Here is a 14229-nt window from a genome sequence, read left to right on the forward strand (position 1 = left end):
ATCACCTTTATTCAGGTGACCTGATTCAATAAGCCACCGCATCAAAATAACGCTCAGTGATGTAAACTTGCTGTCTTATTGATGTTTTTTTGAAACGGTCAAGTTATTTACTAATAAATAGTACTCAACTGAATTTAAATGTTCTTTGATAAAATTCCAATAAAATTACCCTGGAAGATAATGATCGATTAATTGCGTTCAAAAGTGGTTTTTTTTTAAAAAATATAGAATGATTGGTTTTCAGTCTGTCGCAGATGCTATTTTTACAAGGATGATACCCGTTTCTTATGATTAACTCATTGCTTCCTATCAGCTCCAGAAAATCGATTATATTTTGTGTTGTGCTGGCTTTATTCGAGTTCATGACCTATATCGCCAGTGACGTAATTATGCCGGGGATGTTGACGGTAACGGCAGACATGCATGCTAAGGAAAGTTATGTGCCCTGGTCACTGAATGCTTACCTGCTTGGCGGCGTTGCTTTTCAATGGCTGCTGGGACCGCTATCCGATCGTTTTGGTCGGCGCCCTTTATTGTTAACCGGTTGCGCATTATTTTCCGTATCTTTATGTGTTACCGCATGGGCCAATAATATTCATTTATTTACTGTTCTACGCTTTATTCAGGGAATGGGGCTGGGGTTTGTAGTAGTGGTGAGTTACCCGGCCTTGCAAGAGTCGTTTAACGAGTCCGATGCTATTCGCCTGATTGCACTCATCGCTAATATTGCACTGCTTTCGCCTCTGCTTGGCCCGCTGATCGGTAGCTTCTTGCTCACGTTAATGACGTGGCGAACAATGTTCATTGTCATTGCCGTTCTGTCGGGGCTTTGTTGGCTGGGGTTACTGCGGTGGATGCCGGAGTCCATCGGCGTTCGGCGTAATGACGGTAGCATCATTGCTCCACGGCCAATGCAGATAGCAGCGATCGGCCGCGTCTATGGTGATTTACTGCGGCATAAACAATTTTTGTCTGGCTGCGTTGCACTGGGACTTATCGGTTTGCCGCTGATGACCTGGATTGCGCTTTCGCCGCTGTTGCTTATGCGCAACCTGGGACTGAGCACTCTGCATTACGCGCTGTGGCAATTTCCGATTTTTGGTGCGTTAATCGCAGGCAATATTACGCTTAATTTCATTGCGGACAAATTTAAAATAGAAAGATTGTTATTAATTTCCACCCTTCCTGTTTATTTTGGTTTGATATTGTCTCTCATTTTGACACCGTTGTTTAATAATATGGTTGTCCTTATTGTCGGTCTGTCTGTTTATGCTTACGGTTTTGGTATTTGTAACGCCACACTCTACAGAGTTACACTTTTTTCCAGTTCACACGGTCTTGGCGCAATTTCTGCCATGCTCGGCATGGTGTCAGTTGGCGTATTCAGTATAGGTGGAGCACTGCTGGCGCTTGCTGGAGCAGGCAACAGCCTTGGTAGCTATATCATTGCCGTCGCCATTCCGGCAGGCTTTGCGTTCTTACTTATTATGAACCTGCTAAGACATAAAGAGCGTAATAATGCTGCTCCGGGATCTGATGACTTCTGATTATTCAATGGACGTAACGACTATTAAGGAAATATAACGTGATATCCGTCCCTGCTGTCGATGAACTCTGTGCGATCGCCAGACCTTATCAGTGCGATGCAATGAGTGACCAGTTATTCCATAACGCCATGCTGGAAATCGTCTCTTTCCATGTTAAAAATACGCCGGGATACGCGCAATGGTTAATTCACCATCGCATCAACCCGGACGATCCGCAGTTGAAATCATGGGGAAATCTGCCGCCAATATTTGCCAATTATTTCAAACGTCATCTTTTGCTCAGTAGCACAGGTCAGAATGCACTGGAGCTGACATCGTCAGGAACCAGTGGGCAAAAAAGTCGGATGCGTTTTGACCACCGAAGCATCAAGGCCGCGCAAGGCATGGTCGACCATATTTTTCATCATTATGAATGGGTTACACCAGCCACACCCTGTAATTACCTCCTGCTGAGTTATGAACCTGATGAGGCGATCACGCTGGGTACAGCCTATACCGATCGGTTTTTGTGCAAATATGCCCCCGTCAAACAGGCCGTTTATGCCCTGCGTAATACCGGAAAAGGTCATGAATTCGATCCATTTGGCGTGATCCGCACACTCCAAACCTTCTCACAGGATGACGCCCCGGTACGCATTTTTGGGTTCCCTGCATTTATGTGGTTTGTTCTGGAAAGGATGCGCGATATGCATTTGCCCCCACTGACGTTGCCGCCAGGTTCATTAACGTTTTTCGGTGGTGGTTGGAAAACGCATGCTGATAAAGAAATACCAAAAGCAACGCTGTACGCACGGCTTGGTGAACAGTTAGGGCTGCCTGATGCACGTTGTCGGGATGGCTACGGTTCTGTTGAACACTGCGTTCCCTACGTTGAGTGCCCCCATCACCATTTTCATATTCCGGTCTACGCCAGGGCGTGGATCCGTGATACCCGCACGTTTGAGATTAAAGCATACGGCGAACGGGGATTCTTGCAGTTTGTCTCGCCCTACATCACTTCCAGTCCGGCCCATAGCATCGTGATGAGCGATGTAGCGATTCTGCATCGCGCCGATGAGTGTGGGTGTGGACTGGCGACAGACTGGTTTGAACTGCTGGGGCGCGCCAGTCAGCATCAGGCAAGGAGCTGTGCACTGGCGGCCTCAGAATTACTACAAGGAAAGTGATATGTATTTCATTTATGGCAAAGGTTACCCCTCCTTCACACCGGAACAGGCGTTAGTCTTGCTGACAGAGATGTTGGACGATACGTTGAGCCAGCCGCTGCCCACGGATGCGTTGTTTGCCTGTGTGGGACAGTTTGTGAAGCGACTGGAAGATAACGCCTTTTTACCCCAGCTTGATGCGGCGGTCCGCGAAGAAGTGAGCCAGTTCTGCCAGCCAGAGGCGTTGCGCTTCAAGCTTGAGCATGAGCTGGGTGATGCCCCCTTCTCGTTACGCCGTTTTAATTTCTCACGGCCGCATTTCGAGAGCTGGCGTCCGCTGGGCGTGGTGCTACATATTACCCCAGCTAATGCGCAAGCCCTTCCTTTTCTGGCGATCGTGGAAAGCCTGTTGGTGGGCAATATTAACTGGCTGCGTCCCAGTGCCAGCGAAAAAGGGCTGACCCTGGAACTGTTGCAGGGTTTTCTTGACTGCGATGCGACGAATACGCTGGCGAAATACTTCGCCATCCTGCCTGTGTCGACCGACAGGCTCGCTCTACTGATGGCGCATGTGGATGGGATTTCCGCATGGGGTGGCGATGCCGCGCTCAACGCTATACGTCATCAGCTTCCCGGCGGCTGTCGCTGGATCCCATGGGGACATAAAATCAGCTTCTCCTGGCTGATGCCGGATGCGATCGATGACAGGCAGATGGATGCGCTGGCGGATGAAATTTGTCGTTTCGATCAGCTGGCATGTTCCAGCTCACAGATAGTATTTGTCGATACGGAGTCGCTGTCCGCATTAACGGACATTGGCGACAGTCTGGCGCAGGCAATGCATCGCCGTTGCGGTCACTGGCCCTTTCAGCAACCGGATGAAAAGTCGGCGGCAGACATTACCAGTGCGCAAGCTATTAGCGAACTTGACAGGGTTTTTACCGGCGCGGACAACCGATGCTGGAATGGCGATAACTGGCGTATCTTGCTGCAAAACACGGTCGGGATCGAGCCTTCTCCGCTTTACCGCACGCTGTTGTTGCGTCCGCTACCACGGCACAAACTGATTCAGACCTTGCGTCCCTGGCGTCGTTATTTGCAAACCTGTAGCCTGGCGGCGACAGAGAAGGATATGGTGTTCCTCAGTCAGCTTCTGCTGACCGCTGGGGTTAATCGCATCACCCCCCTTGCTGGCATGCATTCAGGCTATAGCGGTGAACCGCACGACGGCATATTTGCGTTAAGCCAGCTGGTACGACGCGTTACTGTCACCCTCGACGCCGGGATATTGCCCGGATTAGCGACGCTCGATCTCCCGTCTCAGGCACCTTGCTTACCCGTCGATCAGCCTGTCATGGATAGAGCCGCCTTCACTGAAAATGCGATCCAGCCAGGCGCAAAGCTCTTTTTCCGCAGCGGTGGCAGCAGCGGCGTACCTAAACTGGCGGGCTTTACGTATCGTGACTACCACCTTCAGATGCAAGCCGCTGCCGATGGCATGTTCGCCGCAGGTCTCGATCCTGCGAAGGATAAAGTGCTGAGTCTGATGTACGCCGGAAATCTGTATGGTGGTTTGCTGAGTTTCTTCACCGTACTCGACAAAGCGGGCGTTATGCACCTGCCCATGGGGGGGCCGCATGATGATAATTATGAAGAGATTGCGAAAACGATCGTCAGCCAGCAGGTCAACACCCTGACAGGCATGCCCAGTACCCTGTATCAGTTGTTCCACCAGCAGGCGTCATTGCTGCGTAGTTATGGTGGCATTCACAAATTGCTGACCGGCGGTGAACATATAAGCGCCATTCAGCGTGCGTTTTTTCATGGCTTTGGTATTGAAATGGTTCGTTCCGCGCTATATGGCTCCGTCGATGCCGGGCCATTGGGATACAGCTGTAGCGCGAGTCCTGAAGGTGTGTTTCATCTGATGGCGGATATTCAGTGGCTGGAGATCGTCAATACGGAATGCGACAAACCTGTCGGGCCGGGAGAAGTGGGGCGTCTGCTGTTTACCTCCAGGGTCCGTGAAGGTCATCGCGTGGTTCGCTACGATATTGGCGACCTGGGTCGCTGGGTGGAAGGACGCTGCGCCTGTGGTGCGCTGACACCCCGGTTTGAACTGCTCGGCCGCCACGGCAACCTGATACGTATTGGCACGATGTTTATCCCTGTACAGCAACTGGCGCAGCTGGCAGAGGTGCCAGTACAGCTCATCCTTGACCATAATCCTTCCAGCGGATGGGAGCGTATCCGTATCCTGGCGGAGGGGGATACCACTGAGGTACAACGCCGGGTCAGTAGCCATCCTGAACTGCTGATGGGGCTGGAGGCGGGATTATTGGAGATTGAGGTCACATGCTGCCCGTTTGTCGCGTTTGAACGACACCCTCAAAGCGGTAAAACGCCACTGGTCATCGATAAACGTCGCTGAATGTCCACAGTCTGTTTGACCATAAGGATATATAAACATGACAAAGCAAGAGACGCACACTGCGAACGATATGCTCTTAGCCCTTGAAGAACTTGTAGCGTTCGCCCGCCGACACTCTTCATATTATGCCCGGCATTACCAGCACCTTCCGCAGAGTGGCTGGCAAATAGGCGACCTGCCGCTGGTGGAACCCTGCAATTACTGGCAAGGGAGCAGCGGGCTGACTCATTGGCCGGTTTTGACCGGACCGGTTAGCGATGGCATGGTATTTAAAACTGGCGGCACCACCGGTGCCGGCAAACTGTCCGTTTATACACGCAGCGAATGGCTTGCCTTTGTCACCAGCTTTGGCCGGAGCCTGGCCAACCATTTGCAGCCCGGCGATCGCGTTGCGAATCTGTTTTTTGCCGGGGACCTTTACTCCAGTTTCTTATTTATCCACGCTTCTCTTGCCCACATGGATACGCCGGTATGCGAATATCCGTTTAGCGGCGCGATGAAGCCACAGACGCTGTTTGACCAACTCAACCAACATAATATCCATGTCCTGGCTGGCGTTCCTTGCATGTTATTACAATTTGCGGCAAGAACAGCGGAGCGACAGCAGCAACTACCGGGTATTACGCTGCTTCTCTTTGGCTCTGAGAGCATATTTGCAGAACAGCTGTTGCTGCTTAAGCAGGTTTTCCCTAATGCCCGTGTAGCCTCTATTGGATGCGCAAGCGTGGATGCAGGTCTGATTGGTGCCAGCGATACGACCTGTCTTGTCGGAGAGCACCGGGTGTTTGAACCTGAAACGATCGTCGAAATCATTGATGAAGCCACTGGCGAACCCATTTTTGAGGAAGATCGCACCGGCATGTTGGTTATCACTAATCTGACGCGCAAACTCATGCCGCTGATACGTTATCCGGTTGGCGATCTTGCTGCCTGGCGTGAACCGCCGGGAACACCCGCCCGTAAGTTTATTCTGCAAGGACGAAGCAGCCTCGGATATCGTCTTCGCGTGGGCTTTTCCTCTGTTTTCCCTGATGAGTTCAATACGCTGATAAGCGAAACCTTAGGCAGACAACAGTGGCAGATGGTGCTGGATCATCACGACCATTGCGATTGGCTGACTCTGCGTATTGCCTTCTCCGGCAGTGATAGCCAGGCCGACGCGCTCTGTCACGCCATTCTGGAAAAAGACAGCTCACTCGCTGGCCTACTTGAAGCAGGTCAACTGCGTATGATCATTGAGTGGTGCAGGCAGGATGAGCTTGTCTGCAATTCCCGTACCGGTAAATTGCAGCGCGTTATGGACCGTCGTGCGTATTTAACAGAGGAAACGGAAAGATGATTGTTATCAGAGACTTCGTGGCAGATGATGCTGATGGCATCAGCGAACTGTTTCGCGAGGTTTACGGCGATCGCTACGTTTATTCTGACCTTTATATGCCCACGATGATCGTCTGGCATAACGCACAGCGTCACTGGCACAGCGCGGTGGCCGTTGAAAATGGTTGCATCATAGGCCATGCGGCGCTGTGGATGAATGAAGATGCACCCTGCGCCGAGCTGGCTATGTTTGCGACACACCCCAAAACCCGACGTCGTGGCGTGGCCACCAGACTGGGCAGACATCTGCGTTGTGAGGCCCGTAAACAACAGCTGACTATGCTGACGATAAAAATGGTATGTAGCCATCCTCATTCACAGCGGATGGCGAAAAATCTGGGCTTTGATGCTATTGCCCTGTTACGGGACTACGTGGTGTCGCCGTTTGAATCAGGGTCTCTTGAGAGTGTGATTTTGGGTGTTCTGCCCTTGCAGCCATGTCCGGTGCCCCAGATCGTGGGAATGCATGGGCAGCATCACTGGCTGTCGCTTTTAAGCGCCCGGTTTGGCAGTACACTACCTCCCTGTACGGTACAGACGACTTCAGCTCTGGAGATGACCGACATCGGCAATCGCGTGGAGGTCACACTCTACCAACCGACAAACAGAATCACAGATGAAATCACCCGACTTCCGCATAGCCGACTCATCTATCTGCGGGCTCAGATCAGCACGGCTCTGGCAGAGGCCCTGCCCATGCTTTACCGCGCAGGCTACCGGGATTCTGGCCTGATGCCTGATAACAGGGGGGGCTGGTTTTGGTTATTTCAGCGCGGCTTCAGACGACAGGAACTGCAATTGTGCTGCCCGATAGCCCAGATGTTACAAACGTATTTACTCTCAGCCTGATGGGGCCAGCTACAGCTGGCTGGTGGCTTTACCGGTCCACAACCGGGATATCGCCGTGCTGATAGCAGTCCTTTTCGGCAACCGTGTTGCATTATTCATTCCCCCTACGCCCGGACACCCGGCATTTACAGACTGGCTGAACGGAGTGTAATTCTTAACCAGGAATGTTACATACAGGGATGCTTTACCGTGTCGGCATTACTGCTTCCCTGCACGGTATTCAACACTCAGAAATGGATGACGACGATGCAACAGAGATGTGTTTCGGCGACGCAACGGAGATACAGCGACGCTTACTGCAAAAGAGTAACCCATGAAAATGCATGGGTTATCGTAGTCTGGCACAGATTCTGTTCTGAATGGCGGGTGCCATATCATCACCATACGGCACCTGCTCAACGCGGTCAGGTGCGCGACCGCAGAACCTCAGTGATACGCTGCCCCAGCAGGTGGCGATTTTCCTTATCGCTCATTATACCGGCATGATCACCCTTCACCTGCCCGATACGAAGCTGGCCGTCATGGTATAACCAGCTCCAGCCCAAATCCTCCAGGCTGGCCGTTTGCGCGACAAACCGGTTAAATCTGGCGGCATCGGCGAGCACCAACGGATCGACATCCGGCACCGGCAACGTTTCCTGTGCTGCCATCAGATGAACACGCGGAAGGAGGCGCATCAGCAGCGCGACGGCACTGAGCCAGATAACAGGCTCTTTGACCTGTTGCTGGTTGGCTGATAAGCGCATACGCGAGCGTTTTTCTGCCGCCAGACGTTGGATATAACGCACGTTTAGCGGTTTTCTCTCTTCGCCAATAACACGCTGCGTCATCACCGCAGAAGGCAACCCGCTAACGTATTGTTGCCAAAATGCGGCATCGTCCTGGCTGGCTGAGTCAGCCAGCCAGGACTGTTCTTCCTTGGGCAAAACGGCACTGTCCAGCTGTGGAAATGTCGGAAGTGGTGAACCTGCGACTAAAGCGTTATAGCTCTCTGCCAGCAGGGATTTCAGGATGGTCCATGAGCGTACATCGATCAGGCTGTGATGAAGCCACGCGGCCAGACAGTAGCGCTCGTCGTCGAGTTGATACCACCGGAAATGAGAAAGTGCGCCATCAGTACATTTGCGATTTGGCGTATTTTGCGTCAGCTGCTTCAGAAATTCCGCTTCTGGTGAAGTAAGTTTGCGCAAATCGGTCAGTTCGGGGAGAAGCCGACTGGCGCAAGTGCGCTGCTGCCATAAACGGCCATCCAGCCAGAGCAGTCGCGTTTACAACACAGGAACCTGCTGACCCAAATGTTCCAGCGCCTGTCTGAGCTTATCGACATTCAGTCGCTCATTGATATCCAGTGAGAATGAAAGCCAACAATTCGCCTGCTGATGCGTCTCCTCGATCAGGGCGATTTCCTGTTGTGCCAGCGTTGATGGCGTCATGTACGGGTAGTGGTTATCGGAAGAATGTAAGGTTGGGATGTTCGCATTCATAGTAATATCATGACCTTATTTTTTATTTACTTAATCTGCGCTCCAGGGCGCGATGAAGAGAGGGCAACTAACCGACGTTTCTGCACCGATATCTTTTGGCCGTTTTATCGGCGCATCGGGATTTCCGGTTGGCGGATAAAGGATTCAGACCGACGTGCATAGCTAAGGGTAAGGTGTGGTACCGGTAGGTAATCAGGGGGATCAACATCCAGTTACTCCATATTTATCTATAAGAAAAACCGGACTCTTTTTTTCTTATATCTCCGGTAATTTCTGGTTTTAAAATTATTTTTGTCGAAAAAAAGGCGTAACCACATAAGAAAAACTACCTTTTTTCGGAAGATTTCTGTTTTTCTGTTGCACAGGTGGGGATTGTGCAGGCAGCTGAAAACCGCGTGCGATACCAACCAAGATACGTGTTATCACCACTGACTGAGGCAACTCAGGCCTCGTTCATAAGGAATACCGTGAAGTGTTGTGCTGGCGTGACAACTGACTTTGGATACGGGGTATAGCGGCAATGTTGTTGGAATAAAGCCTGACAGGCTGCTTCACCCTGATATTTACCTCACCACTCGCGCTGTCTCATTTTGGTGACATATAATACTATGATTTTTATGTTATTTAATTATTCCTGTGCAGTCCGTCGTCAGCAGGCGACATCTTTAGCGAAGCGTTCCCTAATGTGAAGCGCTGCTGCCAACGGGTGTTTTAAGGTTTTTTAAATAACGTATTATTAATCAAGTTGTTATATAAAAAATTGCGCACGGTTTTTGCTCTGGCATGAGTTATGCAATAGTTGAAATGTAGATGCTCATTCCACATTTTATGCTTGCGCAAGCTTCATAAAGCCGGGAATGATGCAGAGCCCTTACGGTACCTGTTGTCCAGCCGCCACTATCGCCGCGAGGCCTTAATGGTACAGGGACACTACGTTGAGTCAGGTACCAGCCAAATTGTCTTACCGACCTGAACGTTTACACCTGCCGGACTGGCAGGTGTTTTTTTATCTGCAGAAACTCCCGGCTTTGCACGATGTCTGAGGGGGCTGATTTGTCAGGGGAGCAGAGCCGGACAGTAAAAAGCCGGGTGATCAACCCGGCTGATGGCAAAGCACGCGCTGAGGTTAAGGATTGTTTTTCAGCGTCAGTAACAGTCCGTCGCGACGCATCTCTGCTGCTTCTTCCGGTTTATGCTGGCGATCCAACGTGTCTGCCAGCCATGCGTAGTCAAAGGCATCAGGACGCTGTTTTAACGCTGCCCTGAAAGCATCGCTTGCCTGCTGCCATTCGCCATGCGTCATTAACAGTTGTCCCAGGGTGCTGTAAAGCAGTGGTGTGGCACCGTGCTGTTTAATCTGTTGATTAAGCGCTTTTTCCAGTTGCTCCGGGTTGCCGGTTTTCAGGCGTGGCATCAGTAGCACCAGGCGTTCGTCATAATGACGTTTCAGACCGGCCAGGATAATCTCCTGAGCGGTGGCATGATCATCACAAACAATAAGATGATCCGCCATTGCCACCTGTAACGCTGCGTCGTAACGGGTTTTACGACTCTGATTTTGCCACCAGCGCTTCAGGCCTTCACTGCCCTGTTCGGCCATTGCCTGGTTCATTAACCCCAGCCAGGCTTGTTGCTGCAACGTATCACGGTGGGTCTCATCAAAGACCTGCACTTTATTCATTGCGGGCAGGATATCCAGCAGAGAATTCCATGCGCCGGTCCGCACGTAGGCCTGTTCTGCAAGGCGCAGAACCTCAGGATGACGCGGTGCCACTTCCAGCAGGCGATCGATACCATGACGGGCCGCATGATCCTCATTTCGTGCCAGCTGGATCCGTACCCGCGTGATCTCCACCGGCAGCTGATCGTTACCGGCCAGCTCGGCTGCCCTTGCAAGATGCTGATTGGCGCGAATTTCATCACCGCGTTGCTGTGCAGCTTCACAGGCCAGCAGGTAGTTGACTACCGGCTGCTCTGCGTGATCGGCATTCTTCGACAGCAGTTTTTCAACCTGGCGGTGATCCCCTTCGGCCAGTTTCATCAGGGCAGCGTGCGTTTGCTTGCGGGCACGGTTACGTTTTCTGCCCAAAAACCAGCCGCGTGTGCGGCTACCGGTCCGTAATAAGCGACGCAGTAGCCACTCAACCAGCAGAATGACGATTAACGACAGGATCAGAATAATCGCAAGCCCGGTAACGCTGGTTTCAATGTTCCAGTTGCTGGTCTGGATCAGGACATAGCCCTGGTGACCTGCCAACATCGGGCCAAGTACGACGCCTGCCATCAGTAATAAAAAAAGTATCAGGACCTTAAGCATGGTTATTCTCCCTGCTGCCGTTGTCCGGCACCGGGCTGGGCCAGCAGGTTGCGCACGCGCGTTTGCATCAGTTGATCCAGCATTGGCTGGCTTTGCAGTGAATCCGGTACGTCCATGGAGATGCTCTGCTGACTCAGTTCATCCAGCTGAATGAGATAGGCTTTAGTAGCGGGATCGCGGGTATCAAACCACGCGCGAACCCAGGCGGAAACGGTATCGATAGATTGCTTATAGATCTCGTTCTGATGGCGTGGCACGGCCTGGGCAGCAACCAGTAAGCGTGAGCGAATATTTTCACGCAGGTAGATTTCCTGATTGGGTGCCAACAGAGGTTCTGCGGTGGTATCGCGGCGACGGATGGTAATAAAGTCATCCATAAAGTTATGCCAGCTTTTCACCAGATTTTGCCGCCATTCGCGCAGTGAGGACGAAAGCTCCCCACTGTCTGAATCCATTGGCGAGTCATCGTTGTCATTATCGGCAAGACGCAGGTTATCAACCCCGTTGGACAACTGATTCAGCTTGAGGATCACCCCGTCGTAATCAACCTGGCTGATTGCTGATAGCGAACTGATATCGTTGGTCAATGCCCGACGCACTTCAATCAGGCTGGGATCGTTCATCTCTGCCAGACTGTTATCGGCGCTTTTCAGCAAGGCGGCGGCCGTGGTTACATCCTGATCGCTCCAGAGCTTACGCCCAGCCAGTTTCACCAGATAATCGGCCTGAGCAAGAAGCCAGGTATGTGCATCGTTACCGGAGATCGTCGCTACTTTTTCTTTTAGCTGGTCAAGCTGCTGGCTCATGGTGGCCTGCTGCTGACGGGCAGTATTCAGCGCGTCAGTCTGTGCCGTCAGTTGCTGTTGCAAAGTCTGTGTATTGCTCAATGACTGCTGTTGCAGCTCTGAAAGCTGATTAGCCAGCGTCTGGTTAGCGGCGGACAGTGCCGCGGTCTGGTGCTTATCATTGATATACAGCCCAATGCCTGAAGCCAGTGCAATGGCAATCGCCAGCACGGCCAGTGCTGTTGCAGCATTACGAGGCTGGCGGCCAGGCTTTGGTGCTGTACTCTCTGCCGTTGGCGTGTTCTCATCAACCAGGACAGAGGAATCTTTTTGTTCCGTCATTGTGGTATATCCCCTATTTAAGTTTGTTGTAACGCCCGCAGCAACGCGTCGTTATCGGCACCCTCGGCCACCCTGATATCACGCCACCCCAGTTCTCTGGCTCGGGTGGCCAGACGTTCACTGACGACAATTACCCGGCAGTGCAGAAGCCATTCCTGACGATCATCATTGGGAAACAGTGAAAAAAGCTGTTCCAACATCTCACCGCTGGTCACCACCAGCGTGGTAATACCCAGATTACGCCAGCGGCGTCCTTCCGTCGCCCCTTGATACTGCTTTGCACTACGTTGATAGCACTCAACAAACTGTACATTAGCACCGCGCTGTCGCAAGGTTTCAGCCAGAAGATCACGTCCGCCATTCCCGCGCAGGATCAGCGCCTGCTTACCCGCGATCTGTTGTAACGCAGGTAATTGTATCAGCACTTCGCTGGTTTCTCGTCCCTCTGGCCAGACCACATCACGACCACTGGCGGCGTGAAAGGCCTGCCCGGTTGCACGACCTATAGCATAATAGTTCAGGTTGGCAGGCCAGCATCTGTCGTTTTTCGCCAGCGCCCTCTCTGCATAGTGAACAGCTTGCTGCGAAACAATAAACACCAAATCTCCCGCCTGCAACCCGGCCAGCCGACCGGGTAAACTGTCCAGTTCACGACCCGCGGTAAATTCAATCAGGGGCATTGACCAGGCAGCCTTTCCCGCCTGGCGTAAACGCTGTACCAGTTTTTCAGCGGCGGGGGCAGGTCGGGTGATGAGGATGGTCATCCGGGCGGCTTCCCCTGATAGACGTTAGCCAGGATCTCGCGACCACCGTTGTTAAGTAGCTCTTCTGCCAGTGAAATGCCCATTTTCTCCGCGTCTTCGCGTGGACCACGGCGTTCACCGCTGATCATGGCTTTACCGTCAGGAGAACCTATCAGTCCACGCAACCACAGCTGGTCATCCTGGAGAACAGCAAAGCTGCCAATAGGCACCTGGCAGCCACCTTCCAGGCGGGTATTCATTGCCCGCTCTGCCTTAACGCGTACGGCGGTATCTTCATCATTCAGGGCAGAGAGCAGAGCGATAGTCCGGCGATCATCAAGACGGCATTCAATTCCCACCGCGCCCTGACCTACCGCAGGCAGTGACTCTTCTGCGGGCATGGCATGACGAATTCGCGCTGACAGCCCCAGGCGTTTCAGCCCGGCGACGGCCAGAATAATGGCGTCGTAATCACCTGCATCGAGTTTGCCAAGCCGCGTACCGACATTGCCACGTAGCGAGCGAATAATCAGGTCAGGACGTCGTGCGCTGAGCTGACACTGGCGACGCAGGCTGGATGTGCCAACGACGGCGCCTTGCGGTAAGGCGTCGACTGAATCGTAGTGATTTGAAACAAAGGCATCAAGTGGGTCTTCCCGCTCGCAAATGGTTACCAGCCCCAGTCCTTCGGGGAAGGCAACTGGCACATCCTTCATCGAGTGGACGGCGATATCGGCCCGATCGGAGAGCAGCGCCTGTTCCAGTTCCTTAACGAATAATCCCTTGCCGCCGACCTTCGCCAGCGGCGTATCAAGGATCACATCACCTTTGGTTATCATGGGCACCAGTTCCACGCAAAGCCCTGGGTGAAAGGCCATCAGACGTTGTTGAACATAACGTGCCTGCCACAGTGCAAGCGGGCTCTTCCTGGTGGCAATTCTTAAAATTTTGTCTGGCATGCTGGTTACCGTTTTTATCGTTCAACGATTATCCTAACATTGACAGGTGAAGTCTGTCAGTTGCCACGGGCAGGGCGGGTGTTGAGACGGGGTATATGCTTTAGCTGGTCAGGTTGGTTTTAATCCGTGCTAAACTTTGTAGTAGCGCAACTTTCTTTACGGTCAACCAGCCAGATGTTAGATTGATCACGTTTCCGGCACTCATTCGCACGATTATTTTTAAATCAAGGGGCGAATTGAGGAAACAGGG

General features: G+C 52.3%; 11 protein-coding genes. 5 read left to right on the forward strand and 6 right to left on the reverse strand.

Translation table 11 applies throughout. The annotated features are described in order from the left end of the window. The first annotated feature begins 287 nt into the window (after positions 1 to 287). Genes EB241_RS18125 through EB241_RS18145 form a run of 5 tightly spaced genes read left to right on the forward strand, consistent with a single transcriptional unit; the run spans position 288 to position 7349 of the window. Positions 288 to 1547 (forward strand): MFS transporter, encoded by a 1260-nt coding sequence (locus EB241_RS18125; RefSeq protein WP_124234492.1) that lies wholly within the window; start codon positions 288 to 290, stop codon positions 1545 to 1547. A 38-nt stretch (positions 1548 to 1585) separates the two neighbouring features. After that, on the forward strand, positions 1586 to 2713 hold the full coding sequence (locus tag EB241_RS18130; RefSeq protein ID WP_124234493.1) for a LuxE/PaaK family acyltransferase: 1128 nt from the start codon (positions 1586 to 1588) through the stop codon (positions 2711 to 2713). 1 nt (position 2714) lies between these two features. Further along, positions 2715 to 5123, forward strand: a complete 2409-nt coding sequence (locus tag EB241_RS18135; protein ID WP_124234494.1) for an acyl-CoA reductase — start codon at positions 2715 to 2717, stop codon at positions 5121 to 5123. 37 nt (positions 5124 to 5160) lie between these two features. Further along, positions 5161 to 6462 carry a phenylacetate--CoA ligase family protein gene (locus EB241_RS18140; protein WP_233592647.1) on the forward strand — a complete coding sequence of 434 codons (1302 nt, stop codon included), beginning with the start codon at positions 5161 to 5163 and terminating at the stop codon, positions 6460 to 6462. Then, complete coding sequence (locus EB241_RS18145) at positions 6459 to 7349, forward strand: GNAT family N-acetyltransferase (RefSeq protein WP_124234495.1); 891 nt, start codon at positions 6459 to 6461, stop codon at positions 7347 to 7349. The genes EB241_RS18140 and EB241_RS18145 overlap by 4 nt, the downstream gene beginning before the upstream one ends. Before the next feature lie 404 nt (positions 7350 to 7753). On the opposite strand, the gene EB241_RS18150 is transcribed toward EB241_RS18145, so the two are convergent. The 6 genes from EB241_RS18150 to hemC form a co-directional block, all read right to left on the reverse strand. Continuing rightward, positions 7754 to 8539: a condensation domain-containing protein gene (locus EB241_RS18150; RefSeq protein ID WP_158612425.1), complete on the reverse strand. Its 786-nt coding sequence runs from the start codon at positions 8537 to 8539 to the stop codon at positions 7754 to 7756. 78 nt (positions 8540 to 8617) lie between these two features. Then, positions 8618 to 8833 (reverse strand): hypothetical protein, encoded by a 216-nt coding sequence (locus EB241_RS18155; RefSeq protein ID WP_124234497.1) that lies wholly within the window; start codon positions 8831 to 8833, stop codon positions 8618 to 8620. Positions 8834 to 9959: 1126 nt separating this feature from the next. Then, complete coding sequence (gene hemY / locus EB241_RS18160; protein WP_124234498.1) at positions 9960 to 11150, reverse strand: protoheme IX biogenesis protein HemY; 1191 nt, start codon at positions 11148 to 11150, stop codon at positions 9960 to 9962. A 2-nt stretch (positions 11151 to 11152) separates the two neighbouring features. Continuing rightward, on the reverse strand, positions 11153 to 12277 hold the full coding sequence (gene hemX, locus EB241_RS18165) for a uroporphyrinogen-III C-methyltransferase (protein WP_124234499.1): 1125 nt from the start codon (positions 12275 to 12277) through the stop codon (positions 11153 to 11155). A gap of 17 nt (positions 12278 to 12294) precedes the next feature. Further along, positions 12295 to 13041 (reverse strand): uroporphyrinogen-III synthase, encoded by a 747-nt coding sequence (gene hemD / locus EB241_RS18170; protein WP_124234500.1) that lies wholly within the window; start codon positions 13039 to 13041, stop codon positions 12295 to 12297. Next, positions 13038 to 13979 (reverse strand): hydroxymethylbilane synthase, encoded by a 942-nt coding sequence (gene hemC, locus EB241_RS18175; RefSeq protein ID WP_124234501.1) that lies wholly within the window; start codon positions 13977 to 13979, stop codon positions 13038 to 13040. Before hemC ends, hemD begins: the two co-directional genes overlap by 4 nt. Positions 13980 to 14229 lie beyond the last annotated feature (250 nt).

Source organism: Erwinia psidii, from assembly GCF_003846135.1.
Taxonomy (GTDB): domain Bacteria; phylum Pseudomonadota; class Gammaproteobacteria; order Enterobacterales; family Enterobacteriaceae; genus Erwinia; species Erwinia psidii.

Bases quoted from the DNA above. Each gene is read 5' to 3' on its own strand.
- hemC (WP_124234501.1), bottom strand. From the start codon at position 13,979: ATGCCAGACAAAATTTTAAGAATTGCCACCAGGAAGAGCCCGCTTGCA.
- EB241_RS18140 (WP_233592647.1), top strand. From the start codon at position 5,161: ATGACAAAGCAAGAGACGCACACTGCGAACGATATGCTCTTAGCCCTT.
- EB241_RS18135 (WP_124234494.1), top strand. From the start codon at position 2,715: ATGTATTTCATTTATGGCAAAGGTTACCCCTCCTTCACACCGGAACAG.
- EB241_RS18155 (WP_124234497.1), bottom strand. From the start codon at position 8,833: ATGAATGCGAACATCCCAACCTTACATTCTTCCGATAACCACTACCCG.
- hemX (WP_124234499.1), bottom strand. From the start codon at position 12,277: ATGACGGAACAAAAAGATTCCTCTGTCCTGGTTGATGAGAACACGCCA.
- hemD (WP_124234500.1), bottom strand. From the start codon at position 13,041: ATGACCATCCTCATCACCCGACCTGCCCCCGCCGCTGAAAAACTGGTA.
- EB241_RS18145 (WP_124234495.1), top strand. From the start codon at position 6,459: ATGATTGTTATCAGAGACTTCGTGGCAGATGATGCTGATGGCATCAGC.
- hemY (WP_124234498.1), bottom strand. From the start codon at position 11,150: ATGCTTAAGGTCCTGATACTTTTTTTATTACTGATGGCAGGCGTCGTA.
- EB241_RS18125 (WP_124234492.1), top strand. From the start codon at position 288: ATGATTAACTCATTGCTTCCTATCAGCTCCAGAAAATCGATTATATTT.